The sequence below is a fragment of the Pseudomonas fontis genome, from assembly GCF_028656955.1.
Classification (GTDB): Bacteria; Pseudomonadota; Gammaproteobacteria; order Pseudomonadales; family Pseudomonadaceae; genus Aquipseudomonas; species Aquipseudomonas fontis.
Genome location: NZ_JAMDGY010000056.1, coordinates 21032 through 46218 on the forward strand (window position 1 = coordinate 21032; position 25187 = coordinate 46218).

The 25187-nt window shown below is 57.4% G+C and carries 37 protein-coding genes; 32 read left to right on the forward strand and 5 right to left on the reverse strand.

The window, feature by feature from the left end; genetic code table 11:
• Nucleotides 1-64: 64 nt before the first annotated feature.
• The 29 genes from rplC (at nucleotide 65) to bfr (ending at nucleotide 15625) form a co-directional block, all read left to right on the forward strand.
• Nucleotides 65-700: a 50S ribosomal protein L3 gene (gene rplC / locus M5G11_RS17840; protein ID WP_043861931.1), complete on the forward strand. Its 636-nt coding sequence runs from the start codon at nucleotides 65-67 to the stop codon at nucleotides 698-700.
• A 12-nt stretch (nucleotides 701-712) separates the two neighbouring features.
• Entirely contained in the window at nucleotides 713-1315 is a 603-nt protein-coding gene (rplD, locus tag M5G11_RS17845; RefSeq protein ID WP_163942092.1) for a 50S ribosomal protein L4, read from the forward strand.
• On the forward strand, nucleotides 1312-1611 hold the full coding sequence (gene rplW, locus M5G11_RS17850; RefSeq protein WP_010220306.1) for a 50S ribosomal protein L23: 300 nt from the start codon (nucleotides 1312-1314) through the stop codon (nucleotides 1609-1611). Before rplD ends, rplW begins: the two co-directional genes overlap by 4 nt.
• 14 nt (nucleotides 1612-1625) lie before the next feature.
• On the forward strand, nucleotides 1626-2450 hold the full coding sequence (gene rplB, locus M5G11_RS17855) for a 50S ribosomal protein L2 (RefSeq protein ID WP_273912137.1): 825 nt from the start codon (nucleotides 1626-1628) through the stop codon (nucleotides 2448-2450).
• 16 nt (nucleotides 2451-2466) lie between these two features.
• Nucleotides 2467-2742 carry a 30S ribosomal protein S19 gene (rpsS, locus tag M5G11_RS17860; protein ID WP_002555486.1) on the forward strand — a complete coding sequence of 92 codons (276 nt, stop codon included), beginning with the start codon at nucleotides 2467-2469 and terminating at the stop codon, nucleotides 2740-2742.
• 11 nt (nucleotides 2743-2753) lie between these two features.
• Nucleotides 2754-3086 (forward strand): 50S ribosomal protein L22, encoded by a 333-nt coding sequence (gene rplV / locus M5G11_RS17865; protein WP_003103908.1) that lies wholly within the window; start codon nucleotides 2754-2756, stop codon nucleotides 3084-3086.
• A 13-nt stretch (nucleotides 3087-3099) separates the two neighbouring features.
• Nucleotides 3100-3786: a 30S ribosomal protein S3 gene (gene rpsC, locus M5G11_RS17870; RefSeq protein ID WP_010220308.1), complete on the forward strand. Its 687-nt coding sequence runs from the start codon at nucleotides 3100-3102 to the stop codon at nucleotides 3784-3786.
• Between the two features lie 12 nt (nucleotides 3787-3798).
• Complete coding sequence (rplP, locus tag M5G11_RS17875; protein ID WP_003255479.1) at nucleotides 3799-4212, forward strand: 50S ribosomal protein L16; 414 nt, start codon at nucleotides 3799-3801, stop codon at nucleotides 4210-4212.
• On the forward strand, nucleotides 4212-4403 hold the full coding sequence (gene rpmC, locus M5G11_RS17880; protein WP_002555481.1) for a 50S ribosomal protein L29: 192 nt from the start codon (nucleotides 4212-4214) through the stop codon (nucleotides 4401-4403). Before rplP ends, rpmC begins: the two co-directional genes overlap by 1 nt.
• A 2-nt stretch (nucleotides 4404-4405) precedes the next feature.
• Complete coding sequence (gene rpsQ, locus M5G11_RS17885; protein ID WP_028944481.1) at nucleotides 4406-4672, forward strand: 30S ribosomal protein S17; 267 nt, start codon at nucleotides 4406-4408, stop codon at nucleotides 4670-4672.
• Nucleotides 4673-4695: 23 nt separating this feature from the next.
• Nucleotides 4696-5064: a 50S ribosomal protein L14 gene (gene rplN / locus M5G11_RS17890; RefSeq protein ID WP_002555479.1), complete on the forward strand. Its 369-nt coding sequence runs from the start codon at nucleotides 4696-4698 to the stop codon at nucleotides 5062-5064.
• Between the two features lie 11 nt (nucleotides 5065-5075).
• A complete protein-coding gene (gene rplX, locus M5G11_RS17895; RefSeq protein WP_009397501.1) occupies nucleotides 5076-5390 on the forward strand; it encodes a 50S ribosomal protein L24 in 315 nt (104 codons plus the stop codon).
• 20 nt (nucleotides 5391-5410) lie between these two features.
• Nucleotides 5411-5950 carry a 50S ribosomal protein L5 gene (gene rplE, locus M5G11_RS17900; protein WP_273912136.1) on the forward strand — a complete coding sequence of 180 codons (540 nt, stop codon included), beginning with the start codon at nucleotides 5411-5413 and terminating at the stop codon, nucleotides 5948-5950.
• A gap of 13 nt (nucleotides 5951-5963) precedes the next feature.
• Nucleotides 5964-6269 (forward strand): 30S ribosomal protein S14, encoded by a 306-nt coding sequence (gene rpsN / locus M5G11_RS17905; protein ID WP_273912135.1) that lies wholly within the window; start codon nucleotides 5964-5966, stop codon nucleotides 6267-6269.
• A 208-nt stretch (nucleotides 6270-6477) separates the two neighbouring features.
• On the forward strand, nucleotides 6478-6870 hold the full coding sequence (rpsH, locus tag M5G11_RS17910; RefSeq protein WP_010220313.1) for a 30S ribosomal protein S8: 393 nt from the start codon (nucleotides 6478-6480) through the stop codon (nucleotides 6868-6870).
• 12 nt (nucleotides 6871-6882) lie between these two features.
• The gene (gene rplF / locus M5G11_RS17915) at nucleotides 6883-7416 is read left to right on the forward strand and encodes a 50S ribosomal protein L6 (RefSeq protein WP_273912134.1); all 534 of its coding nucleotides are present in this window, start codon (nucleotides 6883-6885) and stop codon (nucleotides 7414-7416) included.
• A gap of 10 nt (nucleotides 7417-7426) precedes the next feature.
• The gene (gene rplR / locus M5G11_RS17920; protein ID WP_008089801.1) at nucleotides 7427-7777 is read left to right on the forward strand and encodes a 50S ribosomal protein L18; all 351 of its coding nucleotides are present in this window, start codon (nucleotides 7427-7429) and stop codon (nucleotides 7775-7777) included.
• 3 nt (nucleotides 7778-7780) lie between these two features.
• The gene (gene rpsE, locus M5G11_RS17925; protein ID WP_010220316.1) at nucleotides 7781-8281 is read left to right on the forward strand and encodes a 30S ribosomal protein S5; all 501 of its coding nucleotides are present in this window, start codon (nucleotides 7781-7783) and stop codon (nucleotides 8279-8281) included.
• A 2-nt stretch (nucleotides 8282-8283) separates the two neighbouring features.
• On the forward strand, nucleotides 8284-8460 hold the full coding sequence (gene rpmD / locus M5G11_RS17930; protein WP_003186033.1) for a 50S ribosomal protein L30: 177 nt from the start codon (nucleotides 8284-8286) through the stop codon (nucleotides 8458-8460).
• A 3-nt stretch (nucleotides 8461-8463) separates the two neighbouring features.
• A complete protein-coding gene (rplO, locus tag M5G11_RS17935; protein ID WP_010220318.1) occupies nucleotides 8464-8898 on the forward strand; it encodes a 50S ribosomal protein L15 in 435 nt (144 codons plus the stop codon).
• Nucleotides 8899-10230 carry a preprotein translocase subunit SecY gene (secY, locus tag M5G11_RS17940; protein WP_273912133.1) on the forward strand — a complete coding sequence of 444 codons (1332 nt, stop codon included), beginning with the start codon at nucleotides 8899-8901 and terminating at the stop codon, nucleotides 10228-10230. It abuts the gene before it with no gap.
• A gap of 28 nt (nucleotides 10231-10258) precedes the next feature.
• On the forward strand, nucleotides 10259-10375 hold the full coding sequence (rpmJ, locus tag M5G11_RS17945; RefSeq protein WP_002555468.1) for a 50S ribosomal protein L36: 117 nt from the start codon (nucleotides 10259-10261) through the stop codon (nucleotides 10373-10375).
• Between the two features lie 131 nt (nucleotides 10376-10506).
• Nucleotides 10507-10863 carry a 30S ribosomal protein S13 gene (gene rpsM / locus M5G11_RS17950; RefSeq protein WP_273912132.1) on the forward strand — a complete coding sequence of 119 codons (357 nt, stop codon included), beginning with the start codon at nucleotides 10507-10509 and terminating at the stop codon, nucleotides 10861-10863.
• 30 nt (nucleotides 10864-10893) lie between these two features.
• Nucleotides 10894-11283: a 30S ribosomal protein S11 gene (gene rpsK, locus M5G11_RS17955; RefSeq protein WP_002555466.1), complete on the forward strand. Its 390-nt coding sequence runs from the start codon at nucleotides 10894-10896 to the stop codon at nucleotides 11281-11283.
• Between the two features lie 15 nt (nucleotides 11284-11298).
• Nucleotides 11299-11919 carry a 30S ribosomal protein S4 gene (rpsD, locus tag M5G11_RS17960; RefSeq protein WP_273912131.1) on the forward strand — a complete coding sequence of 207 codons (621 nt, stop codon included), beginning with the start codon at nucleotides 11299-11301 and terminating at the stop codon, nucleotides 11917-11919.
• Between the two features lie 22 nt (nucleotides 11920-11941).
• Nucleotides 11942-12943: a DNA-directed RNA polymerase subunit alpha gene (locus M5G11_RS17965; RefSeq protein ID WP_003186012.1), complete on the forward strand. Its 1002-nt coding sequence runs from the start codon at nucleotides 11942-11944 to the stop codon at nucleotides 12941-12943.
• Nucleotides 12944-12986: 43 nt separating this feature from the next.
• Nucleotides 12987-13373 (forward strand): 50S ribosomal protein L17, encoded by a 387-nt coding sequence (gene rplQ / locus M5G11_RS17970; RefSeq protein ID WP_273912130.1) that lies wholly within the window; start codon nucleotides 12987-12989, stop codon nucleotides 13371-13373.
• A 173-nt stretch (nucleotides 13374-13546) separates the two neighbouring features.
• Nucleotides 13547-14995: a catalase gene (locus tag M5G11_RS17975; protein WP_273912129.1), complete on the forward strand. Its 1449-nt coding sequence runs from the start codon at nucleotides 13547-13549 to the stop codon at nucleotides 14993-14995.
• 165 nt (nucleotides 14996-15160) lie between these two features.
• Nucleotides 15161-15625, forward strand: a complete 465-nt coding sequence (gene bfr, locus M5G11_RS17980) for a bacterioferritin (protein ID WP_273912128.1) — start codon at nucleotides 15161-15163, stop codon at nucleotides 15623-15625.
• 59 nt (nucleotides 15626-15684) lie between these two features.
• On the opposite strand, the gene uvrA is transcribed toward bfr, so the two are convergent.
• The gene (gene uvrA / locus M5G11_RS17985) at nucleotides 15685-18519 is read right to left on the reverse strand and encodes an excinuclease ABC subunit UvrA (protein ID WP_273912127.1); all 2835 of its coding nucleotides are present in this window, start codon (nucleotides 18517-18519) and stop codon (nucleotides 15685-15687) included.
• 130 nt (nucleotides 18520-18649) lie between these two features.
• Here uvrA and M5G11_RS17990 point away from each other — a divergent pair, with 130 nt between their 5' ends.
• From M5G11_RS17990 to M5G11_RS18000, 3 genes are all read left to right on the forward strand, one after another.
• Nucleotides 18650-20044, forward strand: coding sequence for an MFS transporter (locus M5G11_RS17990; protein WP_273912126.1), 1395 nt, complete (start codon nucleotides 18650-18652; stop codon nucleotides 20042-20044).
• A 9-nt stretch (nucleotides 20045-20053) separates the two neighbouring features.
• Complete coding sequence (locus M5G11_RS17995; protein WP_273912125.1) at nucleotides 20054-20572, forward strand: single-stranded DNA-binding protein; 519 nt, start codon at nucleotides 20054-20056, stop codon at nucleotides 20570-20572.
• A gap of 176 nt (nucleotides 20573-20748) precedes the next feature.
• Entirely contained in the window at nucleotides 20749-21207 is a 459-nt protein-coding gene (locus M5G11_RS18000; RefSeq protein WP_273912124.1) for a hypothetical protein, read from the forward strand.
• A gap of 72 nt (nucleotides 21208-21279) precedes the next feature.
• Here M5G11_RS18000 and M5G11_RS18005 read toward each other — a convergent pair whose 3' ends face one another.
• The 4 genes from M5G11_RS18005 to M5G11_RS18020 are packed head-to-tail and all read right to left on the reverse strand — an operon-like array spanning nucleotide 21280 to nucleotide 25185.
• Nucleotides 21280-22506, reverse strand: a complete 1227-nt coding sequence (locus M5G11_RS18005; RefSeq protein ID WP_273912123.1) for an MFS transporter — start codon at nucleotides 22504-22506, stop codon at nucleotides 21280-21282.
• Nucleotides 22507-22554: 48 nt separating this feature from the next.
• Nucleotides 22555-22941 carry an ectoine synthase gene (locus M5G11_RS18010; protein WP_273912122.1) on the reverse strand — a complete coding sequence of 129 codons (387 nt, stop codon included), beginning with the start codon at nucleotides 22939-22941 and terminating at the stop codon, nucleotides 22555-22557.
• 35 nt (nucleotides 22942-22976) lie between these two features.
• A complete protein-coding gene (locus M5G11_RS18015) occupies nucleotides 22977-24158 on the reverse strand; it encodes an acyl-CoA dehydrogenase family protein (protein WP_273912121.1) in 1182 nt (393 codons plus the stop codon).
• Complete coding sequence (locus tag M5G11_RS18020) at nucleotides 24151-25185, reverse strand: class I SAM-dependent methyltransferase (RefSeq protein ID WP_273912120.1); 1035 nt, start codon at nucleotides 25183-25185, stop codon at nucleotides 24151-24153. Before M5G11_RS18020 ends, M5G11_RS18015 begins: the two co-directional genes overlap by 8 nt.
• Nucleotides 25186-25187 lie beyond the last annotated feature (2 nt).

The window sequence follows — 25187 nt, forward strand, 5'->3', positions numbered from 1 at the left end:
TGTAACGCTCTGAAATGGGCGGCCATAGCGGGTGAAAGCCCCGTACACTCATGAGGTTTACAACATGACTATTGGTGTAGTCGGTCGTAAATGCGGTATGACCCGTATTTTCACCGAAGAAGGTGTCTCCATTCCGGTCACGGTCATTGAGATCGAGCCGAATCGCGTCACCCAGTTCAAAACCGAAGAAACTGATGGCTATCGTGCAGTGCAAGTCACTGTCGGTGAGCGTCGCGCTTCGCGTGTGACTGCTGCTCAAGCAGGTCACTTCGCTAAAGCGAACGTTGCCGCTGGTCGCGGTGTCTGGGAATTCCGTCTTGAAGAAGGCGAGTACCAGGCTGGCGACTTGATCAATGCAGAAATCTTCGCTGCTGGCCAAATGGTAGATGTTACCGGTCAGTCGAAAGGTAAAGGCTTTGCCGGTACCATCAAGCGTTGGAATTTCCGCGGTCAAGACAATACCCACGGTAACTCCGTTTCCCACCGCGTCCCGGGTTCTATCGGCCAGTGCCAGACTCCTGGTCGTGTATTCAAGGGCAAAAAAATGTCCGGTCACATGGGCGCCGAGCGCGTGACCGTTCAGTCCCTGGAAGTAGTGCGCGTCGACGCTGAACGCAATCTGTTGCTGGTCAAGGGTGCCGTTCCAGGCGCAACTGGCGGCAATCTGGTTGTGCGTCCGGCTGCCAAGGCTCGCGGTTAAGGGGAAGCTGACATGCAACTAAATGTAAATGACGCTCAGGCGATCGAAGTTTCCGAACTGACGTTCGGTGGCGAATTCAACGAGACGCTGGTTCACCAAGCAGTCGTGGCCTACATGGCCGGCGGCCGTCAGGGCACCAAGCAGCAAAAGACTCGTTCCGACGTTTCCGGTGGCGGTAAGCGCCCATGGCGTCAGAAGGGTACTGGTCGCGCTCGTGCCGGTACTATCCGTAGCCCAATCTGGCGTGGCGGCGGTACCACTTTCGCAGCTCGTCCTCAAGACCATTCGCAAAAGCTGAACAAGAAGATGTACCGCGCAGCAATGCGTTCCATCCTTGCTGAGCTGGTGCGTACCGACCGTCTGGTCGTGGTTCAGGACTTCGCTGTTGAAGCACCGAAAACCAAAGACCTGCTGAACAAGCTGAACGGCATGGGTCTGAGCGACGTACTGATCGTTTCTGACGCTGTTGATCAGAATCTGTACCTGGCTGCTCGTAACCTGCCGCACGTCGACGTACGTGACGTACAGGGTTCCGATCCGGTCAGTCTGATCGCATACGACAAAGTGTTGATCACTGTGTCGGCCGTGAAGAAATTCGAGGAGCTGCTGGGATGAACCAGGAACGCGTATTTAAAGTCCTCCTTGGCCCGCATGTTTCCGAGAAGGCTACCGTTCTGGCTGAGAAGAAAGGCCAGTTCGTATTCAAGGTTGCTACTGATGCAACCAAGCTGGAAATCAAGAAAGCTGTCGAAGGTCTGTTCGGTGTGAAAGTCGAAAACGTTTCGACTGTCAACGTTCTGGGTAAAACCAAGCGTACCGCACGTGGTCTGGGCAAGCGTAATGACTGGAAGAAGGCGATCGTATCCCTTCAGCCGGGCCAAGATCTCGATTTCAGCAGCAGTGCTGAGTAAGGAAGGGGTGCATCATGGCAATCGTTAAATGCAAACCGACTTCCCCTGGCCGCCGTTTTGTGGTCAAGGTGGTCAACAAGGAGCTGCACAAAGGCGCTCCTCACGCACCGCTGCTCGAGAAAAAATCGAAGACTGGTGGTCGTAACAACAATGGCCGCATCACTACGCGTCACGTAGGTGGTGGTCATAAGCAGCATTACCGTATGGTCGACTTCCGTCGCAACGACAAGGACGGTATCACCGCCACTGTCGAGCGTATCGAATACGATCCAAACCGTACTGCTCACATCGCACTGCTCTGCTACGCAGACGGCGAGCGCCGCTACATCATCGCCCCTAAAGGCGTGAGTGCTGGCGACCAGCTGATCGCAGGTGCTCTGGCTCCAATCAAGCCAGGCAACTCCCTGCAACTGCGCAACATCCCAGTGGGTAGCACCATTCACGGCATCGAACTGAAGCCGGGCAAAGGTGCACAAATCGCTCGTTCCGCTGGTGCTTCGGCTCAGCTGATCGCTCGCGAAGGTGTCTACGTGACCCTGCGTCTGCGCTCTGGTGAAATGCGTAAAGTCCTGGCTGAATGCCGTGCGACCCTGGGTGAAGTCTCGAACTCCGAGCACAGCCTGCGTTCGCTGGGTAAAGCTGGTGCCAAACGCTGGCGTGGCGTTCGCCCAACCGTTCGTGGTGTTGCCATGAACCCGGTTGACCACCCGCACGGTGGTGGTGAAGGTCGTACCTCCGGTGGTCGTCATCCGGTATCGCCATGGGGCTTCCCGACTAAGGGTGCTAAGACTCGTGGTAATAAGCGTACCGACAAAATGATCGTCCGTCGTCGCAAGTAAATAGAGGGATACGACAGTGCCACGTTCTCTGAAAAAAGGTCCTTTTATTGATCTTCACCTACTGAAGAAGATCGAAGTGGCGGCGGAAAAGAACGATCGCAAACCAGTTAAGACCTGGTCGCGCCGTTCCATGATCCTGCCACAAATGGTCGGTCTGACCATCGCGGTACATAACGGTCGTCAACATGTCCCAGTTCTCGTGAACGAAGACATGGTCGGCCACAAACTGGGCGAGTTTGCCGGTACCCGCACCTACCGCGGGCACGTGGCTGACAAGAAAGCCAAGCGTTAAGGGGTTAGGAAATGGAAGTAGCCGCTAAGTTGTCGGGCGCTCGCATCTCCGCCCAGAAAGCCCGCTTGGTCGCCGACCAGATCCGCGGGAAGAAGGTGGGCGAAGCGCTCAACCTGTTGGCCTTCAGCAGCAAGAAAGCCGCTGAAATCATGAAGAAAGTCCTCGAGTCGGCCGTAGCCAACGCCGAACATAACGAAGGCGCAGACGTTGATGACCTTAAGGTCTCCACCGTTTTCGTCAACGAAGGGCGTTCGCTGAAGCGCATCATGCCGCGTGCCAAAGGCCGCGCTGATCGCATCGTCAAGCGGTCTTGCCATATCACTGTCAAGGTTGCGGACAAGTAACGGAGTCGATCAGATGGGTCAGAAAGTACATCCCACTGGCATTCGCCTGGGAATCGTCAAGGAGCACACCTCCGTCTGGTACGCAGACGGTCGGACTTATGCGGACTATTTGCTCGCAGATCTGAATGTGCGTGAGTACCTCCAAGACAAACTAAAAAGCGCGTCCGTTAGCCGTATCGATATCCATCGTCCGGCACAAACTGCACGCATCACCATCCACACCGCTCGTCCAGGTATCGTTATCGGGAAGAAAGGTGAAGATGTTGAGAAACTGCGTCAGGACCTGACCAAGCAAATGGGTGTGCCTGTGCACATCAATATCGAAGAGATCCGCAAGCCGGAACTCGACGGTATGCTGGTTGCTCAGAGCGTAGCTCAGCAGCTGGAGCGTCGTGTGATGTTCCGTCGCGCCATGAAGCGCGCCGTACAGAACGCCATGCGCATTGGTGCCAAAGGCATCAAAATCCAAGTGAGCGGTCGTCTCGGCGGTGCTGAAATCGCACGTACTGAATGGTATCGCGAAGGTCGTGTGCCGCTGCACACCCTGCGTGCCGATATCGACTATGCCACCTACGAAGCTCACACCACTTACGGTGTGATCGGTGTGAAGGTTTGGATCTTCAAAGGCGAAGTAATTGGTGGTCGCCAAGAAGAGCTGAAACCACAAGCACCAGCGCCTCGTAAAAAAGCTGCTAAGTAAGGGGTACGCCAAATGTTGCAACCAAAGCGTACAAAATTCCGCAAGCAGATGACTGGCCACAACCGTGGTCTGGCACTGCGCGGTAGCAAAGTCAGCTTCGGCGAATTTGCTCTGAAAGCCGTTGCTCGCGGTCGTCTCACCGCTCGCCAGATTGAGTCGGCACGTCGTGCTCTGACTCGTCACGTGAAACGTGGCGGTAAAATCTGGATCCGTGTATTCCCGGACAAGCCGATTTCCAAGAAGCCTCTCGAAGTGCGGATGGGTAAAGGTAAGGGTTCCGTGGAGTACTGGGTTGCCCAGATCCAGCCAGGCAAAGTCCTGTATGAGATCGAGGGTGTTTCTGAAGAGCTGGCGCGTGAGGCATTCGCCTTGGCAGCTGCAAAGCTGCCTCTCGCCACCTCCTTTGTTAAGCGGACGGTGATGTGATGAAAGCGAATGAACTTCGTGAGAAATCAGCACAGCAACTGAACGAGCAACTGCTCGGCTTGCTGCGCGACCAGTTCAATCTGCGTATGCAGAAAGCAACTGGCCAGTTGGGGCAGTCTCACCTGCTCTCGCAAGTGAAGCGTGACATCGCTCGCGTGAAAACTGTGCTCAACCAGCAGGCAGGTAAGTAATCATGGCTGAAGCCGAAAAAACCGTCCGTACGCTGACTGGCCGTGTTGTCAGCGACAAGATGGACAAAACCATCACCGTACTGATCGAGCGTCGCGTTAAGCACCCGATCTACGGTAAATACGTTAAGCGTTCGACTAAGCTGCACGCGCACGACGAAACTAATCAGTGCCATATCGGCGACAAGGTCTCGATCCGTGAGACCCGTCCGCTGGCCAAGACCAAAGCTTGGGCACTGGTTGAAGTTCTCGAACGCGCTGTTGAAGTCTAAGGGCTAAGGGTCGGAGAAATTTTATGATTCAGACTCAATCCATGCTCGATGTGGCCGATAACAGCGGCGCTCGTCGCGTCATGTGTATCAAGGTGCTCGGCGGTTCTCACCGTCGCTACGCCGGTATCGGTGACATCATCAAGGTAACCGTCAAGGAAGCAATTCCTCGCGGTAAAGTGAAGAAAGGCCAAGTGATGACTGCTGTTGTAGTCCGCACTCGCCACGGTGTCCGTCGTGCTGACGGCTCCATCATCCGCTTTGATGGCAACGCTGCTGTTCTTCTGAACAACAAGCAAGAGCCGATCGGCACCCGTATCTTTGGGCCAGTGACCCGTGAACTTCGTACTGAGAAGTTCATGAAGATCGTCTCGCTCGCCCCAGAAGTGCTGTAAGGAGATCCGACATGCAAAAGATTCGTCGTGACGACGAGATCATCGTGATCGCCGGCAAAGACAAAGGTAAGCGCGGTAAGGTGCTGAAGGTACTCGCTGACGACCGTCTGGTTGTTGGTGGGATCAACCTGGTGAAGCGTCATACCAAGCCTAACCCGATGTCGGGCGTACAAGGCGGTATCGTCGAGAAAGAAGCGCCACTGCACGCTTCCAACGTCGCCATTTTCAACGGCGAAACCAACAAGGCTGACCGCGTTGGTTTCAAAGTAGAAGACGGCAAAAAAATTCGTGTCTTCAAGTCGACCCAAAAAGCGGTTGATGCTTGAACACTGCTAGGTAGAAGACCATGGCACGACTGAAAGAGCTGTACCGGAAGGAAATCGCTCCCAAGCTTAAGGAAGAACTTAAGCTGGAAAACGTGATGGAAGTTCCGCGCGTTACCAAGATCACCCTGAACATGGGTCTGGGCGAAGCTGTTGGCGACAAAAAAGTCATCGAGCACGCTGTTGCTGACCTGGAAAAGATCACCGGTCAAAAAGCCGTTGTGACTTTCGCTCGGAAATCCATCGCGGGCTTCAAGGTCCGTGAGGGCTGGCCGATCGGCGTTAAAGTTACTCTGCGCCGTGATCGTATGTACGAGTTCCTGGACCGCCTGCTGGCGATCTCCCTGCCTCGGGTTCGCGACTTCCGCGGCCTGAATGCCAAGTCCTTCGATGGTCGTGGCAACTACAGCATGGGCGTGAAAGAGCAGATCATCTTCCCGGAAATCGACTACGACAAGATCGATGCTCTCCGCGGTCTGGACATTACCCTGACCACCACTGCCAAGAACGATGATGAAGGCCGCGCTCTGCTGCGTGCTTTCAAATTCCCGTTCCGCAACTGATTGGAGTAGGAAAATGGCCAAGAAGAGCATGAAAAACCGTGAGCTGAAGCGTCAGCTCACTGTTGCCAAGTTCGCTAAGAAGCGTGCTGAGCTGAAAGCTATCATCGTGAACCTGGAGACCACTCCAGAAGCTCGCTTTGCAGCTATGATCGCTCTGCAGCAGCAGCCACGTGACGCAAGCGCTTCGCGCCTGCGTAACCGCTGCCGCATCACCGGTCGTCCACACGGCGTTTACCGCAAGTTCGGCCTCGGCCGTAACAAGCTGCGTGAAGCAGCAATGCGTGGTGACGTTCCAGGTCTGGTTAAAGCCTCCTGGTAAGACGTACCGGCAGCGTCCCGGTGGAAGGGGAGTGATCTTCCGACCACCGGTGATCTTGCAACGAAACAAGCCCCTTTTGGGGCTTGTTTCGTTTTTGGGATGTGTCTAGAATGACCGGCTCTCCCGAGCCCGGGTTTTTTACCCTGCGAGCTCGAGAGACTGTAGTAGCCGAAAGGCTAATTTTTCTTGTATCAGGAGCGTCTAGCCCATGAGTATGCAGGACCCGTTAGCGGACATGCTAACTCGAATCCGTAATGCCCAGATGGCTGAAAAGTCCGTCGTAAGCATGCCGTCCTCGACCCTGAAGGTGGCTGTAGCCAAAGTTCTGAAAGACGAAGGTTATATCGCGGGTTATCAGGTCAGCAGCGAAGTTAAGCCTTCGCTGTCCATCGAGCTGAAATACTTCGAAGGCCGTCCGGTCATCGAGGAAGTCAAGCGCGTAAGTCGTCCAGGTCTGCGTCAGTACAAGTCCGTTGAAGAACTGCCGAAAGTACGTGGCGGTCTTGGCGTGTCTATCGTCTCCACCAACAAAGGTGTGATGACGGATCGTGCTGCGCGCGCTGCCGGTGTCGGCGGCGAAGTTCTCTGCACAGTGTTCTAAGGGGGGATAAGCATGTCTCGCGTCGCTAAGAACCCCGTTAAGCTGCCAGCTGGCGTCGAAGTAAAATTCGCCGGCCAACAGCTTTCGGTGAAGGGTGCCAAGGGCACTCTCGAACTGAATGTTCACTCGTCCGTAGAAATTACCGAAGAAGCCGGTGAACTGCGTTTCGCTGCTCGCAATGGCGACCAGCAAACCCGCGCTATGGCCGGTACTACCCGGGCGCTGGTAAACAACATGGTCCAAGGCGTAAGCCAAGGCTTCGAGCGTAAGCTCCAGCTGGTCGGTGTTGGTTACAAAGCACAAGCTAAAGGCACTGTGCTGAACCTGGCACTCGGCTTCTCGCACCCAGTGGACTACGAACTGCCAGCCGGTATCACCGCTGAGACCCCAAGCCAGACCGATATCCTGATCAAGGGTATCGATAAGCAGCTGGTAGGTCAGGTGGCCGCTGAAATCCGCGACTTCCGTCCACCAGAGCCGTACAAAGGCAAGGGTGTGCGTTACGCGGACGAAGTCGTCCGTCGTAAAGAAGCCAAGAAGAAGTAGGGCCTAGCAAATGACCGACAAAAAAGTTACTCGACTGCGTCGCGCTCGCAAAGCACGCCTGAAAATGCACGAACTCGAAGTCGTGCGTCTCTGCGTGTTCCGCTCCTCGCAGCACATCTATGCCCAGGTCATTTCGGCCGACGGCAGCAAGGTTCTGGCCAGCGCCTCGACCTTGGACAAAGACCTGCGTGATGGCGCCACTGGCAACATCGACGCGGCCACTAAGGTTGGCAAGCTGGTAGCTGAGCGCGCGAAAGCCGCCGGTGTATCTCAAGTTGCCTTTGACCGTTCCGGCTTCAAGTACCATGGCCGCGTCAAAGCGCTGGCTGATGCTGCTCGTGAAGGCGGGCTGGAGTTCTAAGTTATGGCAAATAACGATCAAAAGCGCGACGAAGGCTACATCGAGAAGCTGGTTCAAGTTAACCGTGTAGCGAAAACCGTTAAAGGCGGCCGTATCTTCACCTTCACCGCGTTGACCGTGGTTGGTGATGGTAAAGGTCGCGTCGGCTTCGGCCGTGGCAAATCGCGCGAAGTACCTGCTGCGATCCAGAAAGCCATGGAAGCTGCTCGTCGCAACATGATTCAAGTTGACCTGAACGGCACCACCCTGCAGTACGCTACCAAGTCTGCCCATGGCGCTTCGAAGGTGTACATGCAGCCTGCTTCGGAAGGTACCGGTATCATCGCCGGTGGCGCGATGCGTGCTGTCCTGGAAGTTGCTGGTGTTCAGAACGTTCTGGCCAAGTGCTACGGCTCGACTAACCCAGTGAACGTGGTTCATGCCACTTTCAAGGGTCTGAAGGCTATGCAATCTCCTGAGTCCATTGCTGCCAAGCGCGGCAAGAGCGTTGAGGAGATCCGTTGATCATGGCTACCGTTAAAGTAACGCTGATCAAAAGCATGACCGGCCGCATCCCTAACCACAAACTGTGCGTGAAGGGTTTGGGTCTGCGTCGCATCGGTCACACTGTAGAAGTCCTGGATACTCCCGAGAATCGCGGGATGATCAACAAGGCTTACTACATGCTGCGCGTCGAGGGTTAATCGATGAAACTCAATGATCTGAGTCCAGCGCCGGGTTCCCGTCGCGAGAAGCATCGTCCGGGTCGTGGTATCGGTAGCGGTTTGGGTAAGACTGGTGGCCGTGGCCACAAAGGTCAAACCTCCCGTTCCGGTGGCACCATCGCTCCAGGCTTTGAAGGCGGTCAACAGCCGCTGCACCGTCGTCTGCCGAAATTCGGCTTCGTTTCCCTGAAAGCCATGGACCGCGCAGAAGTGCGTCTGTCCGAGCTGGCCAAAGTGGAAGGCGACGTTGTCACCGTGCAATCCTTGAAGGATGCCAACGTGATTAACCAAAACGTACAGCGTGTGAAAATCATGCTGTCCGGCGAAGTTACTCGCGCGGTCACCATCAAGGGTATCGCAGCCACCAAAGGTGCGCGTGCGGCTATCGAAGCAGCTGGCGGCAAGTTCGAGGAATAAATGGCTAAGCAAGGTGCTCTCTCTTCGCTCGGTAAAGGCGGGATGTCTGAACTTTGGGCTCGTCTGCGTTTTCTGTTTCTGGCGATCATCGTCTATCGGATAGGCGCACACATCCCAGTTCCAGGCATCAACCCGGACCGGCTGGCGGAACTGTTTCGACAGAATGAGGGGACCATTCTTAGCTTGTTCAACATGTTTTCCGGCGGCGCGCTGGAACGGATGAGCATCTTTGCACTGGGGATCATGCCGTACATTTCGGCATCGATCATCATGCAGCTGATGACCGCCGTGAGCCCGCAGTTGGAGCAGTTGAAGAAGGAAGGTGAAGCTGGCCGTCGCAAGATCAGCCAGTACACCCGCTACGGCACCGTTATCCTGGCGCTGGTCCAGGCTGTTGGCATGTCCATCGGCCTGGCCGGTCAGGGTGTAGCGTTTTCTGCTGACTTTGGCTTCCATTTCGTTGCGGTCTCCACCTTTGTGGCGGGCGCGATGTTCATGATGTGGCTGGGTGAGCAGATCACGGAGCGCGGTGTAGGCAACGGTATCTCGATGTTAATCTTCGCAGGTATCGTCGCCGGTCTTCCGAGAGCAATCGGGCAGTCTTTCGAGTCTGCACGTACGGGCGATATCAACATTTTCGCTCTGGTCGCTATCGGTTTGCTGGCAGTAGCGATTATCGGTTTTGTGGTGTTCATTGAGCGTGGTCAGCGTCGAATCGCCGTTCACTACGCCAAGCGTCAGCAGGGCCGCAAGGTCTTCGCTGCGCAGACGAGCCACTTGCCGCTGAAAGTGAACATGGCTGGTGTAATCCCAGCTATTTTCGCAAGCAGCATTTTGCTGTTCCCGGCTTCGCTGGGTGCCTGGTTCGGTCAGTCTGAAGGTATGGGCTGGTTGCAGGACATCTCGCAGTCGATCGCTCCTGGTCAGCCGTTGAATATTCTGCTGTTTAGTGCAGGGATTATTTTCTTCTGCTTCTTCTATACGGCGTTGATGTTCAATCCGAAAGACGTAGCGGAAAACCTGAAGAAGTCCGGTGCCTTTATTCCGGGCATCCGTCCTGGCGAGCAGTCGGCGCGCTACATTGATGGCGTTCTGACCCGTTTGACCATGTTCGGTGCTCTTTATATGACGGCCGTGTGCCTTCTGCCCCAGTTCCTGGTGGTGGCGGCAAACGTTCCGTTCTACCTTGGCGGGACCTCGTTGCTGATTGTGGTAGTGGTTGTGATGGACTTCATGTCCCAAGTACAATCGCACCTCGTTTCGCACCAGTACGAATCCCTGATGAAGAAAGCCAACCTGAAAGGCTACGGTGGCAGCAGTTTGCTGCGCTGACAGACCCTTAAGGTTCGAGGAGTTGGTGATGAAAGTTCGTGCATCGGTGAAAAAGCTGTGCCGTAACTGCAAAATTATTCGCCGCGAAGGTGTTGTTCGAGTAATTTGCAGCGCGGAACCACGTCACAAGCAGCGCCAAGGCTGAGTGTGATCTGAGCTTCAAACCCAGCAGCTAGTGCGCTGCTGGGTTGATTATTTGTTTCTACAGCGATATTATCTCGCGCCCTATTTCTTGGCTTCCGGGGCGTAGGTAGCTGTCAATTGGAGTCCCACTGAATGGCCCGTATTGCAGGCGTCAACATTCCAGATAACAAGCACACTGTTATCTCGCTGACCTACATCTATGGTGTTGGTCGCACAAGCGCACAGAAAATCTGTGCAGTGACTGGGGTCAACCCAGCCGCAAAGATCAAAGATCTGAGCGACGAGCAGGTTGAATCGCTGCGTACTGAAGTTGCGAAGTACATCACCGAAGGTGATCTGCGTCGTGACATCAACATGAAAATCAAGCGGTTGATGGACCTGGGTTGCTACCGCGGCCTGCGTCATCGTCGGGGTCTTCCAGTACGCGGTCAGCGTACCAAGACCAACGCGCGTACCCGTAAGGGCCCGCGTAAGCCGATCCGCAAGTAATCGCACCAGCGAATCGACAGGAATTTAGAAATGGCAAAACCTGCTGCTCGTCCTCGTAAAAAAGTCAAAAAGACAGTGGTTGATGGCATCGCCCACATCCATGCGTCTTTTAACAACACCATCGTGACCATTACCGATCGTCAAGGTAACGCCCTGTCCTGGGCAACCTCCGGCGGCTCGGGTTTCCGCGGTTCCCGCAAGTCCACCCCGTTCGCTGCTCAAGTAGCTGCTGAACGTGCTGGTCAAGCTGCGCTGGAATATGGTCTGAAGAACCTCGACGTTAACGTCAAGGGTCCAGGTCCAGGTCGTGAGTCCGCTGTTCGTGCTTTGAACGGTTGTGGCTATAAGATCGCCAGCATCACCGACGTGACGCCAATCCCGCATAACGGGTGCCGTCCGCCGAAGAAGCGCCGCGTGTAATCAGGAGACAGATAAATGGCACGTTACATTGGTCCAAAATGCAAACTGTCTCGTCGTGAAGGCACCGATCTGTTCCTGAAGAGTGGCGTTCGCGCTCTGGAATCGAAGTGCAACATCGAAGCAGCCCCAGGTATTCACGGTCAGCGCCGTGGCCGTCAGTCCGACTACGGCACCCAGCTGCGTGAGAAACAAAAAGTACGTCGCATCTATGGCGTTCTCGAGCGTCAGTTCAGCGGTTACTACAAGGAAGCGGCTGCCAAAAAAGGCGCTACCGGTGAGAACCTGCTGCAACTGCTCGAATGCCGTCTGGATAACGTCGTTTATCGTATGGGCTTTGGCGCTACTCGTGCCGAATCCCGTCAGCTGGTTTCGCACAAAGCGATCAGCATTAACGGCAAGACTGTAAACGTTCCGTCCTACCAAGTTCGTCCGGGTGACGTGGTCGCAGTTCGCGAGAAATCGCTGAACCAGCTGCGCATTGTTCAAGCCCTTGAACTGTGCGCCCAGCGTGGCCGCGTTGAGTGGGTAGAAGTAGATGCAGCCAAGAAGTCGGGCGTTTTCAAGAACGTTCCTGCTCGTGGCGATCTGTCTGCCGACATCAACGAAAGCCTGATTGTCGAGCTCTACTCCAAGTAAGGGCTAGAAAATAGGTGCATCCATGCAGATTTCGGTAAATGAGTTCCTGACGCCCCGCCACATCGATGTGCAGGTCGTCAGTCCAACCCGCGCTAAAATCACGCTCGAGCCTCTCGAGCGTGGCTTTGGCCATACCCTGGGCAACGCGCTGCGACGCATCCTGTTGTCCTCTATGCCTGGCTGTGCAGTAGTCGAGGCCGAGATTGACGGTGTACTCCATGAGTACTCGGCAATCGAAGGTGTACAGGAAGACGTCATTGAAATCCTGTTGAACCTGAAAGGCCTGGCTATCAAACTGCACGGTCGTGACGAAGTTACGCTGACCTTGTCGAAAAAGGGTTCGGGGGTGGTTACCGCTGCCGATATTCAGCTGGATCATGATGTCGAGATCGTTAACCCCGATCACGTAATCGCTAACCTGGCGTCGAATGGCGCCCTGAACATGAAGCTCACCGTAGCTCGTGGTCGTGGTTACGAGCCAGCCGACTCGCGTCAGAGCGATGAAGACGAAAGCCGCAGCATTGGTCGCTTGCAGCTCGACTCTTCGTTCAGCCCGGTTCGCCGTATCGCATACGTGGTGGAAAACGCCCGTGTCGAGCAGCGTACCAACCTGGACAAGCTGGTTATTGATCTGGAAACCAACGGTACTCTGGACCCTGAAGAGGCTATCCGTCGTGCTGCAACCATCCTGCAACAGCAGTTGGCTGCATTCGTCGACCTCAAAGGTGACAGCGAACCAGTGGTAGTCGAACAGGAAGACGAGATCGATCCGATCCTGCTTCGTCCGGTTGACGATCTGGAATTGACCGTGCGTTCGGCCAACTGCCTTAAGGCGGAGAACATTTACTACATCGGCGACCTGATTCAGCGCACCGAAGTAGAACTGTTGAAGACTCCGAACCTGGGCAAGAAATCCTTGACTGAAATCAAGGACGTTCTGGCCTCCCGTGGTCTGTCCCTCGGCATGCGCCTCGACAACTGGCCGCCTGCAAGTCTTAAGAAGGACGACAAGGCGACTGCCTGATCGTCGTAATCACCGAACGTAGTGTTTGGTAAGGAATGAACCCATGCGTCATCGTAAAAGTGGACGTCACCTGAGCCGTACCAGCTCTCACCGCAAGGCCATGTTCCAGAACATGGCGGTGTCGCTGTTCGAGCACGAGCTGATCAAGACTACTCTGCCAAAAGCCAAAGAACTGCGCCGCGTTGCCGAGCCGCTGATCACTCTGGCCAAGGAAGACAGCGTTGCTAACCGCCGTTTGGCTTTCGACCGTACTCGTTCGAAAGAAATCGTCGGTAAGCTGTTCAACGATCTGGGCAAGCGCTATGCCACCCGTCAGGGCGGCTACCTGCGTATCCTCAAGTGCGGTTTCCGCGCTGGCGATAACGCACCTATGGCGTACGTCGAGCTGGTTGATCGTCCTGTCGGCGGCGCTGTAGACGCTGCTGAGTAAGACGAACAGTCTGTAACAAGGAACCGGGCCTAGTGCCCGGTTTTTTGTGTCTGCTTGTATTGTCATTATCTATTGATGTAAGTCAGTCAATAAATTTGAAGGTGTAACCTTGCTGGTCAATACTCTTTCTCAGCCGATTAGCCGGCAGCCTGAGACCAAAAGGGAGAGTGAAGATGAGCCAGAACACAACATTGACCACGGCAAGCGGAGCCCCGGTTGCCGACAACCAGAATTCGCGTTCGGCCGGCCCACGTGGACCGTTGCTGCTCGAAGACTTCCACCTGATCGAGAAACTCGCGCACTTCAATCGCGAGAACATCCCTGAGCGTCGCGTACACGCCAAGGGCTCGGGCGCCTATGGCACCTTCACGGTAACCCGCGATATCGCCCAGTACAGCAGCGCCAAGCTGTTTGACGCGGTCGGCAAGCAAACCGAGACCTTCCTGCGCTTCTCCACCGTGGGTGGCGAACGTGGTTCGGCGGACACCGAGCGTGATCCCCGTGGCTTTGCCCTCAAGTTCTACACCGAAGAAGGCAACTGGGACATCGTTGGCAACAACACCCCGGTGTTTTTCATTCGTGACCCGCTGAAGTTCCCCGACTTTATCCACACGCAGAAGCGTCTGCCGCAGAGCAACCTGAAAAGCGCGCAGATGATGTGGGACTTCTGGTCGCATTCGCCTGAGGCGCTGCACCAGGTCACCATCCTGTTCTCGGACCGTGGTATCCCGGATGGCTACCGCCACATGCACGGCTTTGGTAGCCACACCTACAGCCTGATCAACGCCAAGGGTGAGCGGACCTGGGTCAAGTGGCATTTCAAGACCAAGCAGGGCATCAAGAACCTGGCGCCTGCCGATGCCGCCCGCCTGGCCGGTACCGACCCGGACTACGCCCAGCGTGACCTGTTCGAGGCCATCGAGCGTGGCGACTTCCCGCAGTGGCGTGTATGCATCCAGGTCATGAGCGAAGCCGAAGCGGCCAGCCGTGCCGAGAACCCGTTCGACGTGACCAAGACCTGGTCGCAGAAGGACTACCCGCTGATCGAGATCGGTGTGCTGGAACTGAATCGCAACCCACTGAACTACTTCGCCGAAGTTGAGCAGGCGGCGTTCGGCCCGAGCAACATGGTCCCGGGTGTCGGCCTGTCGCCGGACCGCATGCTGCAAGGCCGCGTGTTCGCCTACGCAGACGCGCATCGCTATCGTGTGGGTACCAACCACCAGCAACTGGCGGTGAACGCGCCACGCAGCCCGGTGAACAGCTACCAGCGTGACGGCTCGATGGCCTTTGGCAGCAATGGCGGTGCGGCGCCCAACTACGAGCCGAACAGCTACGCCAATGCGCCGAAACAGGCGCCGCAGTACGCCGAGCCGCCTTTGGCGCTCAGTGGTGCGGCCGATCGCTATGATCATCGCGAAGATACCGACTACTTCAGCCATGCCGGCGCGTTGTTCCGCCTGATGAACGATGAACAGAAGGCGCTGTTGATCAACAACATTGCCGGAGCGATGGGTGGGGTCAGCGATGACGTGGTGCAGCGTCAATTGCAGCACTTCTTCAAGGCTGATCCGGCTTATGGGGAAGGGGTGGCGAAGGCCTTGGGCATCAATTTGGCCTAAGTCGAAGTGATAAGAAGAACCGCCCTCATTTGGGCGGTTTTTCAATGCAATTGACTACTGTTTACCTGCTTTTTTGCCGGTTTTTGCCACTTTTCTCCTGATTCCAAGTGACCTCCCGGTCATCCTGGTTCACACTATGTCTTTCACACAGGGAGAGGCAGGACGATGCAAGGTCACCCGGACGTAATCGATTACCTCAACACGTTGCTGGCGGGCGAACTGGCGGCACGTGACCAATATTTCATCCACTCGCGCATGTACGAAGACTGGGGCTTGAGCAAGCTCTTCGAACGTATCAACCACGAGATGGAAGAAGAGGCGCAGCACGCCGACGCACTGATGCGCCGCATCCTCATGCTGGAAGGCACGCCGCGCATGCGCCCTGAAGATCTGGACGTGGGCACCACGGTTCCGGAGATGATCGCCGCCGACCTGCGCCTGGAGTACAAGGTGCGCGCTGCCTTGTGCAAAGGCATCGAGCTGTGCGAACTGCACAAGGATTACATCAGCCGCGACATCCTGCGCCTGCAGTTGGCCGATACCGAAGAAGATCACACCTACTGGCTGGAGAAGCAGCAGGGTCTGATCAAGGCCATCGGCCTGGAAAACTACCTGCAATCGCAGATGTAAGTTTCCCCAGGTATAAAAAAGCCCCTGTCGTGTGAGCGACAGGGGCTTTTTCATGGGGCTCAGGCCCGGTCGCGTTCCAGCAGTGGCTTGAGGTAGAAGCCGGTGTGTGACTGCTTCATCTCGGCCAATTCCTCAGGCGTACCACAGGCAATGATCTGCCCACCTTTGGAGCCACCTTCAGGACCAAGATCCACCAGCCAGTCGGCAGTCTTGATTACGTCCAGGTTGTGCTCGATCACCACCACGGTGTTGCCGTGATCGCGCAGGCGGTGCAGTACATCCAGCAATTGCTGGATATCGGCAAAGTGCAGGCCTGTAGTTGGCTCGTCGAGGATGTACAGGGTCTTGCCGGTATCGCGCTTGGACAGCTCGCGAGACAGCTTCACCCGTTGCGCCTCGCCACCGGACAGGGTGGTCGCCGACTGTCCCAGCTTGATGTACGACAGGCCCACATCCATCAGGGTTTGCAGCTTGCGCGCCAGTGCCGGTACCGCGTCGAAGAACACCCGGGCTTCCTCGATGGTCATTTCCAGCACCTCGTGGATGTTCTTGCCCTTGTATTTCACTTCCAGGGTTTCGCGGTTGTAGCGCTTGCTCTTGCACACATCGCACGGCACGTAGATGTCTGGCAGGAAGTGCATCTCGACCTTGATCAGGCCGTCGCCCTGGCAGGCCTCGCAACGACCACCCTTGACGTTGAAGGAGAAGCGCCCCGGGCCGTAACCCCGCGAGCGGGACTCAGGCACGCCGGAGAACAGCTCACGGATCGGGGTGAACAAGCCGGTGTAAGTCGCCGGGTTCGAGCGCGGGGTGCGGCCGATCGGGCTCTGGTCGATATCGACCACCTTGTCCAGGTGCTGCAGGCCATCGCAGCTGTCGTGAGCGGCGGCTTCCAGGGTACTCGCGCCGTTCAGGGCAGTGGCGGCCAGTGGGAACAGGGTGTTGTTGATCAGGGTCGACTTGCCCGAGCCGGAGACACCGGTCACGCAGGTCAGCAGGCCGAGCGGGATCTCCAGGTCGACGTTCTGCAGGTTGTTGCCGCGCGCCCCTTTGAGCTTCAACAAGAGCTTCTTGTTGCGTGGCGTACGGGTCGCCGGCACAGCGATCTTCTTGCGTCCAGAGAGGTACATGCCGGTCAGCGAGTCCGGATGGTTCATGACCTCTTCAGGGGTGCCTTCGGCGACGATCTGCCCGCCATGCACGCCGGCGCCCGGGCCGATGTCCACGACATAGTCGGCCAGGCGGATCGCATCCTCGTCGTGCTCGACCACGATCACCGTGTTGCCGATATCGCGCAGATGGTTGAGGGTCGCCAGCAAACGGTCGTTATCGCGCTGGTGCAGGCCGATGGAGGGCTCGTCGAGGATGTACATGACCCCGACCAGGCCGGCGCCGATCTGGCTGGCCAGGCGGATACGCTGCGCTTCACCGCCGGACAGCGTGTCGGCGCTGCGGTCCAGGGTCAGGTAGTCCAGGCCGACGTTGACCAGGAACTGCAAGCGTTCGCAGATTTCCTTGAGGATCTTGTCGGCGATTTCGCCACGGCGCCCAGTCAGCTTCAAGCCGGCAAAGTAGTCGCTGGCGTCACCAATCGGCAAACCGGTGACAGCCGGCAGGGTCTTCTCGCCCACCCAGACGTGCCGCGCTTCACGGCGCAGGCGCGTGCCACGGCAATCCGGGCAGGGCTGGGTGCTGAGGAACTTGGCCAGCTCTTCGCGCACGGTGGCTGACTCGGTCTCGCGGTAGCGACGCTCCAGGTTCGGCACGATGCCTTCGAACGGGTGCGAACGCTTGACGATATCGCCACGGTCATTGAGATATTTGAAGTCGACGTTCTTGCTGCCGCTGCCGCTCAGGATGACTTTCTGATGTTCGGCCGACAGTTCCTTGAAGGGCACCTCAAGGCTGAATTCGTAGTGCGCGGCGAGCGAGCCGAGCATCTGGAAGTAGTAGACATTGCGCCGGTCCCAGCCGCGTATCGCGCCTTCGGCCAGGGTCAGGTCACCATTGACCAGGCGCTTGATGTCGAAGAATTGCTTGACCCCCAGGCCATCACAGGTCGGGCAGGCACCGGCGGGGTTGTTGAAGGAGAACAGCTTGGGTTCCAGCTCGCTGATGGCGTGGCCGCAGATCGGGCAGGCGAAGCGCGCGGAGAAGATCATCTCTTCCCCCGGCTCGTCGTCCATCGGCGCTACCAGGGCAATGCCGTCGGCCAGTTTCAGCGCGGTCTCGAACGATTCGGCCAAGCGTTGCTGGAGGTCTTCACGGACCTTGAAACGGTCGACCACCACATCGATGCTGTGTTTCTTCTGCTTGTCGAGCTTGGGCAACTCGTCCAGCTCGTACAGCTTGCCGTTGACCCGTGCACGGACAAAGCCCTGGGCGCGCAATTCTTCGAACACGGCAACGTGCTCGCCTTTGCGCTCGCGAATCACCGGGGCCAGCAGCATCAACTTGCTGCCTTCGGGTTGGGCCAGCACCAGGTCGACCATCTGGCTGACGGTTTGCGCCTCCAGCGGAATGTCGTGGTCCGGGCAGCGTGGCATACCCACGCGGGCGTACAGCAGGCGCAGGTAGTCGTAGATTTCGGTGATGGTGCCGACGGTCGAGCGCGGGTTGTGCGAGGTCGATTTCTGTTCGATGGAAATCGCCGGCGACAGGCCTTCGATGGTGTCGACGTCCGGTTTTTCCATCATCGACAGGAACTGGCGGGCGTAGGCCGACAGCGACTCGACATAGCGGCGCTGGCCCTCGGCGTACAGCGTGTCGAACGCCAGTGACGACTTGCCGGAGCCGGACAAGCCGGTGATGACGATCAGCTTGTCCCGGGGCAGGGTGAGGTCGATATTCTTCAGGTTGTGGGTACGCGCCCCACGAATCAGGATCTTGTCCACTGCGGCCTCGCTTTGCGGGCATAAACGAAGGAGTATACGGCGCCGCGCCACTACGCGGCAAAGCGTCACTGTATATGCCGTTAAGCGGTGGGACTGATAGAATCGCCGCCGGTTCACACGAGGTTTATCCATGCACGATACCGATAGCGAACGCATGAGCGCCGGCGAAACCCGCGCCGCAAGCGGCCTGGCCCTGGTGTTTGCGTTCCGAATGCTGGGCATGTTCATGGTCCTGCCGGTGCTTGCGACCTATGGCATGGACCTGGCCGGTGCTACACCCGCCCTTATCGGCCTGGCCATTGGTGCCTATGGCCTGACCCAGGCGGTTTTACAGATTCCGTTCGGGGTCATCTCCGACCGTATCGGCCGGCGCCCGGTGATTTACCTGGGCCTGGTGATCTTTGCCCTGGGCAGCGTGCTGGCGTCTCAGGCCGACTCGATCTGGGGGGTGATTGCCGGGCGCGTACTGCAAGGCGCCGGGGCCATCTCGGCGGCGGTGATGGCGCTGCTCTCGGACCTGACCCGCGAGCAACACCGGACCAAGGCCATGGCCATGATCGGCATGAGCATCGGTTTGTCGTTCGCCGTGGCGATGGTGGTCGGCCCGCTGCTGACCCGTGCCTTTGGTTTGTCCGGGCTGTTCCTGGCAACGGCGGCCATGGCCCTGGTGGGCATCGCCTTGATCGCCTTCGTGGTGCCGCCTTCGCATGGCACCTTGCAGCATCGCGAGTCCGGTGTCGCCAAGCAGGCCCTTGGGCCGACGCTGCGCCATCCCGACCTGCTGCGCCTGGACGTTGGCATCTTCGTCCTGCATGCCATCCTGATGGCCAGTTTCGTTGCCTTGCCGCTGGCTTTCGTCGAGCGTGGCGGGCTGCCGAAAGAGCAGCACTGGTGGGTGTACCTGACGGCGTTGCTGATTTCATTCCTGGCAATGATTCCGTTCATCATCTACGGCGAAAAAAAGCGCAAGATGAAACGCGTACTGCTTGGGGCGGTCAGTGTGTTGATGCTGACGGAGCTATTCTTCTGGGTGTCAGCGGTCAACTTAAAAGAACTGGTGATCGGCACCGTGATATTCTTCACGGCCTTCAACCTGCTGGAGGCATCGCTGCCTTCGCTGGTCAGCAAGGTTTCGCCGGCGGGGGGCAAAGGAACGGCAATGGGGGTGTATTCCACCAGCCAGTTCCTCGGTGCCGCGCTGGGTGGGATCCTCGGCGGCTGGATGTTCCAGCACGGGGGTCTGAGTACGGTGTTTCTGGGGTGCGCCGCGCTGTGTGCGGTATGGCTGATCGTTGCGCTAAGCATGCGCGAGCCGCCATACGTGACCAGCCTGCGCATGCCGCTGTCGCCGGAAGCGGTTCGTGAAGCCGGTCTGACCGAGCGCCTCATGGCTGTACCGGGTGTGACCGACGCAGTGGTGGTGGCAGACGAAGCCGCCATCTATATCAAATTGGATACGAAAATTTTGGATCGTTCGGCCCTGGAGCGTCTGGTCAACCCAGCGCCCGCGGCGTGCGAAGCCTAGGAGAACGTTATGGCCCGTGGGGTTAACAAAGTCATTTTGGTCGGCACGTGCGGCCAAGACCCTGAAGTTCGCTACCTGCCAAATGGCAACGCCGTGACCAACCTGAGCCTGGCCACCAGCGAGCAGTGGACCGACAAGCAGACTGGCCAGAAGGTCGAGCGCACTGAGTGGCACCGCGTTTCGATGTTCGGCAAGGTCGCCGAGATCGCTGGCGAGTACCTGCGCAAGGGCTCCCAGGTGTACATCGAGGGCAAGCTGCAAACCCGCGAGTGGGAAAAAGACGGCATCAAGCGTTACACCACTGAAATCGTCGTCGACATGCAGGGCACCATGCAACTGCTTGGTGGTCGTCCGCAGAACCAGGATGGCTCGCAGCAGCAGCCTCAGGGTGGTGGCAACAACTACAACCAGGCGCCGCGTCAGCAGGCTCCACGTCCGCAGCAGGCGCCACAGCGTCCAGCGCCTCAGCAGGCCGCTCCGCAGCCAGCACCGGACTTCGACAGCTTTGATGACGATATCCCGTTCTAATCGACGGATTGACTCTGCTGTCCCGAAAGCCCGTGGCGTAATGCCACGGGCTTTTTTGTTTTTGCGCGCAAGTACAGAACCCTGTCTTTGTTGCGTGGGACGTTTCTGAAACTGCTTGCACGGCCGTTTTTGGCGGCAATCATTGCTTAGTATTCACTTTTTCGAAGGAGTGAATCATGCAAGCAGGCACAGAAGAAAAGGTGAAAGAGCGCATCGTGTTGACGTCCTCTGCTGAGGACTGTCATGTCGCCGGGTTCTCTGATCGCTACGCGGTGTACCTCGAAGGCCCCGCTGGAGACGGTGTCCATAACGGATGGGTGCTGATGGTGTTCGGCGTGATCATCCTTGCGATAGGAGTCGCAACGCTCATTTTTGGGCCTGAAACCGTTACCTACAGCACATTTTCAGGCTCGAACTATATCCAGTACATCCAGATGTACCCTGGCCCGATCACAACCGTAGGGGGTGCCTGTGTGGCGTTGGCCAGTAGCCTGATCTCCAAGGGCCTCGTGAGCCGCGAAACCTACTTGCAGGCCCACTATGACTTCATTGCGAGTGATGGTCGCGACGTCAGTGCCGAGGTTCAAGTTCGTCACTTGGGTGATGACAGGTTTCATGTGTCGGTCAATCAATAGCTCACCCCAACACCCGTGATTCATAGATAGGGTTGCGTCATTCGCGATGCCCCAAGAGAGAAGGCACCCCATTCAATTGCCAGCTTCCTGCTCGGCCTTGAAGGCTTGGGCGGAGAGCGGGGGCGGGGCTTTGGTAAACCACCAATGGGCTGCGGCGCCCAGAACCGAGGTCAGTACAGCCAGGATCAGGATTACCCGCTGCGTACCCAAGGGCGAGGCCAGCAGCGCTACTAACAATCCGGCCAGTGGTTGCGACAAGTTGTTGAGTAGGGTGATCACGCCCACGGTCTTGCCGAAGTCCTGGGGCGGAATTACCCGTTGGCGGATACTGCGCATATGGACGTTGAACATCTTGTCGAAGCCGACGATAAGCAGAAAGCCCAACACATAGCCGGCCAGGTACGGGCTCAGGGCGCTGATGAAGGCGCCTGCGGCGATCATCGAGTAGGCGATGCCTCCAAGTGCTCGTTGGGGCAGCACCACCCTGGCCAGGAAGAACAGGATCGCGATGGTGATTACCGCACCCGCTGCCTGTAGCCCTGCGTAGTCGTCTTTATCGGCACTGTACTGACCGATCACCATCGCCGCCGAGGTGGCCAGAGTGACGCCGACAATCAGGTTGACCCCAACCGCCAGAGTGATGATCTTCTTGAGTTCTACCTGTTCACGAATATGCCTGAAGGCTATACACAGGGGCTGTATCCAGATGTCTTGATGCTGCTCGAAAACCTCCAGAGTCATGCGGCTGAGCCGCTGCCACGCCAGCATGCTCAGGTCGGCCAGCAGAAATAGTCCGGCAACACACAAGACCACCCAGTGCCAAGCCCAGGTCTCCAGGAGTAGTGCCGCGACTAGCGGCCCGAGGACCAGACCGGTTTGATCAGCGATTTGTGAGTAGGAAAGAGTCTTTGTGTAGCTGTAGTGCTGGAAAATATGTGGCAGCAGCACTTCGCGGGCCATGATGCCCTGAGTGGTCAACACTCCGCATAGGGCTGACAGCGCGACTACCCAGGCGATGCCGCCGAATATTCCGTGGAGCACCACCGCCAGCACGCAGAACAGTGCTCGATAGGCTTGGCTGATGTGAAGGATCCGGATGGGCGAGAATTTGTCGCACAGCGCCCCGCACAATGGAAACGCGAGAAAGCGTGGCAGAGATTCGACGAAAAATGCCAGCCCGGCCAAAGAGGCACTATTGGTTACCTGATACACCAACAATGGCACGATAAATAGCAGGATTTGATCCGCCAGTCGCGATAGAAACAGCGAGATGAAAAAAGCCAGGTAATCCTTACGCATAGTGACCTCCTGTGAACGGGCGACATGCTGCGCTAGCTTTACTCGATATCAGTAGGCCGACCCCGAGCTGTCGTTGAGGTTATGCCGCTCGTCGCCGCGTAGGGGCGGGTTGAACACGCTGAGCAGAATCAGGTCCTGTTCCTTGCTGGCGCGCAGGTAGTGGCGATCGTGCTGATCGAGTACATACACATCGCCGGGCCGAACCGGGTAGATACTGCCCTGCATGTCTTCGACCTCGCCTTCGCCGGCGATGCAGTAACACGCCTCCAGATGATTGCGATAATGCAGCAGTGATTCGGTGCCGGCACGGACCACGGTGTGGCACAAGGTAAAGCCCATGGCATCGCGCTCGGTAAGTAGGCGATGGCTGGTGCCTGCGCCCCACTCGACGAAGTACGGGTTTTTCTCGACGTCAGATTTGCTGCGAATGAACATACGAACCTCTGTGAAGCGTTTGGTATTGAAAGGCATCAGGCCGGAGAGACACTAACGTTGATGGGCTTCAAGCAGGCCTCGCCGAAAGCCGTCATTGCGTCGTTCCAAGCCAAGTCGCGGTGTGCTGCTATCGCCTGGATATCACGCCAATGACGCTGAAGTGGGTTGCCGGCTACCAGCGCTGAGGCACCGAGCCGTTCCACTAGGCGCCATACCGCCTGAACGCACTGCTGCGCCAAGTAGGCTCGGTCCCGCTTAAGGAGCAACAGTTGCCGGGCATCCAAAGCTCGGTCATGAGTACCGGCTTCATGCAACCTGGAGATCAGCGACTCATACAGTCGCCCCGCGCTGTATAGTTGCGCTGCTGAGTGGGCCGCTCGTTCAGCGATCAGTGGGTCGCTGGCCAGTGAGGAACCGGCCATCGCCGTCACATAGGCGGTATAGGCGCCTTCGGCGCAGCCCAGCAGCGGGCCGATGATTGAAGTGGTGAGATAGGGTGCCAGAGGTAGCCGGTCGATATAGTCGTTGCCGAACGCGGGCAAGCGTTGAGCGAATACCTTGTGCAGCGCAAACACCCGGTCATGAGGCACCAGCAATTGGTGGGTCAGCAGATCGTGGGAGCCGGTCGCGGCCATGCCACAGCTGTCCCAACTGTCGAGCCTCTCGACCTCGTGTGCGGCGATCAACAACAGAAACCGTGGCGTGTACGCAGCATCCGTGTGGTTCGGACAGGGAGCATTGAGCATTAACCAGGTGGCGTCCTCGATACCAGAGCTGAAGCGCCAATGCCCGTTTACCCGAATACCCTTTGCCTCTTGGGACAGCTGGCAGTTGGCGCCACTAGAGGCAGAGGCGAACAACTGTCGGGCCCCCTCGGCGTATAACAGATCTTGGCAGGCCGTGGGCAGGCGTCGGGCGATGCTAGCGTGGCCACCCACAAGTGCCAGTATCCAGCCTGTGGAAGCACAAGCTCTGGCGGCGATGCGTGCGCTTTCTACCAGCGTTGGCCAGTTCCCACTATTAGTTGCTGGGGCGCGTGGCGATAGCAGGTCCAACCAGTCGCCGGCAAACAGTTCGGTGAAAGCTCTGCTGTTCAAGCGACGGTTCTTTTCTGCAGCGGCGGCCTGCAGGCGCCAGCCTGGCAGGTGTTGGAGTGCCCGGTGGCAAAGCGCAGATTTAGCGGCGGGGTGGAACGCTTGGTCGATGAGGTCATGCATTGCCTGACTCTCCAGCGTCTCTATTGTCAGTTGCTAGGCGGCCAAGGCGCGCACTCTCAAAGCAAAAATCCACGGGTTGCACCACTGGGCCCAACAAACTGAGGAAGCGCTCTATCTGGTCTAGGTCGTTCGAGGCAACGAGCTCGCAGAAGTTGCTGCTGCTCCACAGCAGGTGAACGTACTTGAAGTGTGTGGACAGGGCGCTCACCAACTCCTCCAGAGTGACTTGGCCGTTTTGCATCTGCTCGAGCATCTGCTGGCGTTTCCAGCGGATTTCTTCTTCACTGAAGTAGCGGGTTTTGAATACCTCGTCCTTGATCAGCTCACGCCTCAGGTATTCCTGCGGATCGGGGTGATTGAGTTTTTCAAGGAAAAACGCCAACCCGGTGGGCTTGAGAAACTGCTTGATATGGGCGATTTGTCGCTCGCGGTCGCGGGTATAAAACTGGAATGCTGCCATTTCATAAATGAACTCGAAACCTTGGCTGAACCCCCGGTATTCTGGGCTTTGCAGCAGGGCCGGACAGACCTTGAGTAATGACTGCGGATAGAACTGCGACAGCAATGGGTCAGCATATCGTTCGAATGCGGCCCGGTTAGCCCGGTTGGGCGACGATGTAAAACTGCGGATCAATCCTTTCGAATGGCCAGCCAGGGCGCGGCCGTTGGTACCATCGAAGGCATCCACTTCGAACAGGCTGAAGGTCTGGGCTCCCTCTTTGGCTCTGGTTTGGGCCAGCCGGGTCAGGGCTACGCCAACCCGGGACAGCTCTTCGAGAATGTATGGCACGCTGGCCAGGAAGTGTGAAAACAAGGGCCCCGCGCCTTCGATTAGGCGGTCGTGGTAGTCGAAGACTCGAGGGTCGGTGATCGTTGACCTCAGGTGGCTATGCAAAGACTGTAAGGGTACTTGGCTGGCGCCTGTGGCCAAACTATGGAAATGCCTAGCTAGTTTCAGCATGGCACTTTGTTGCAGGTCTTGCTCCAGCTTGGTGTCGTCCGGTGACTGTTCGGGGCAAGTTTTCATGA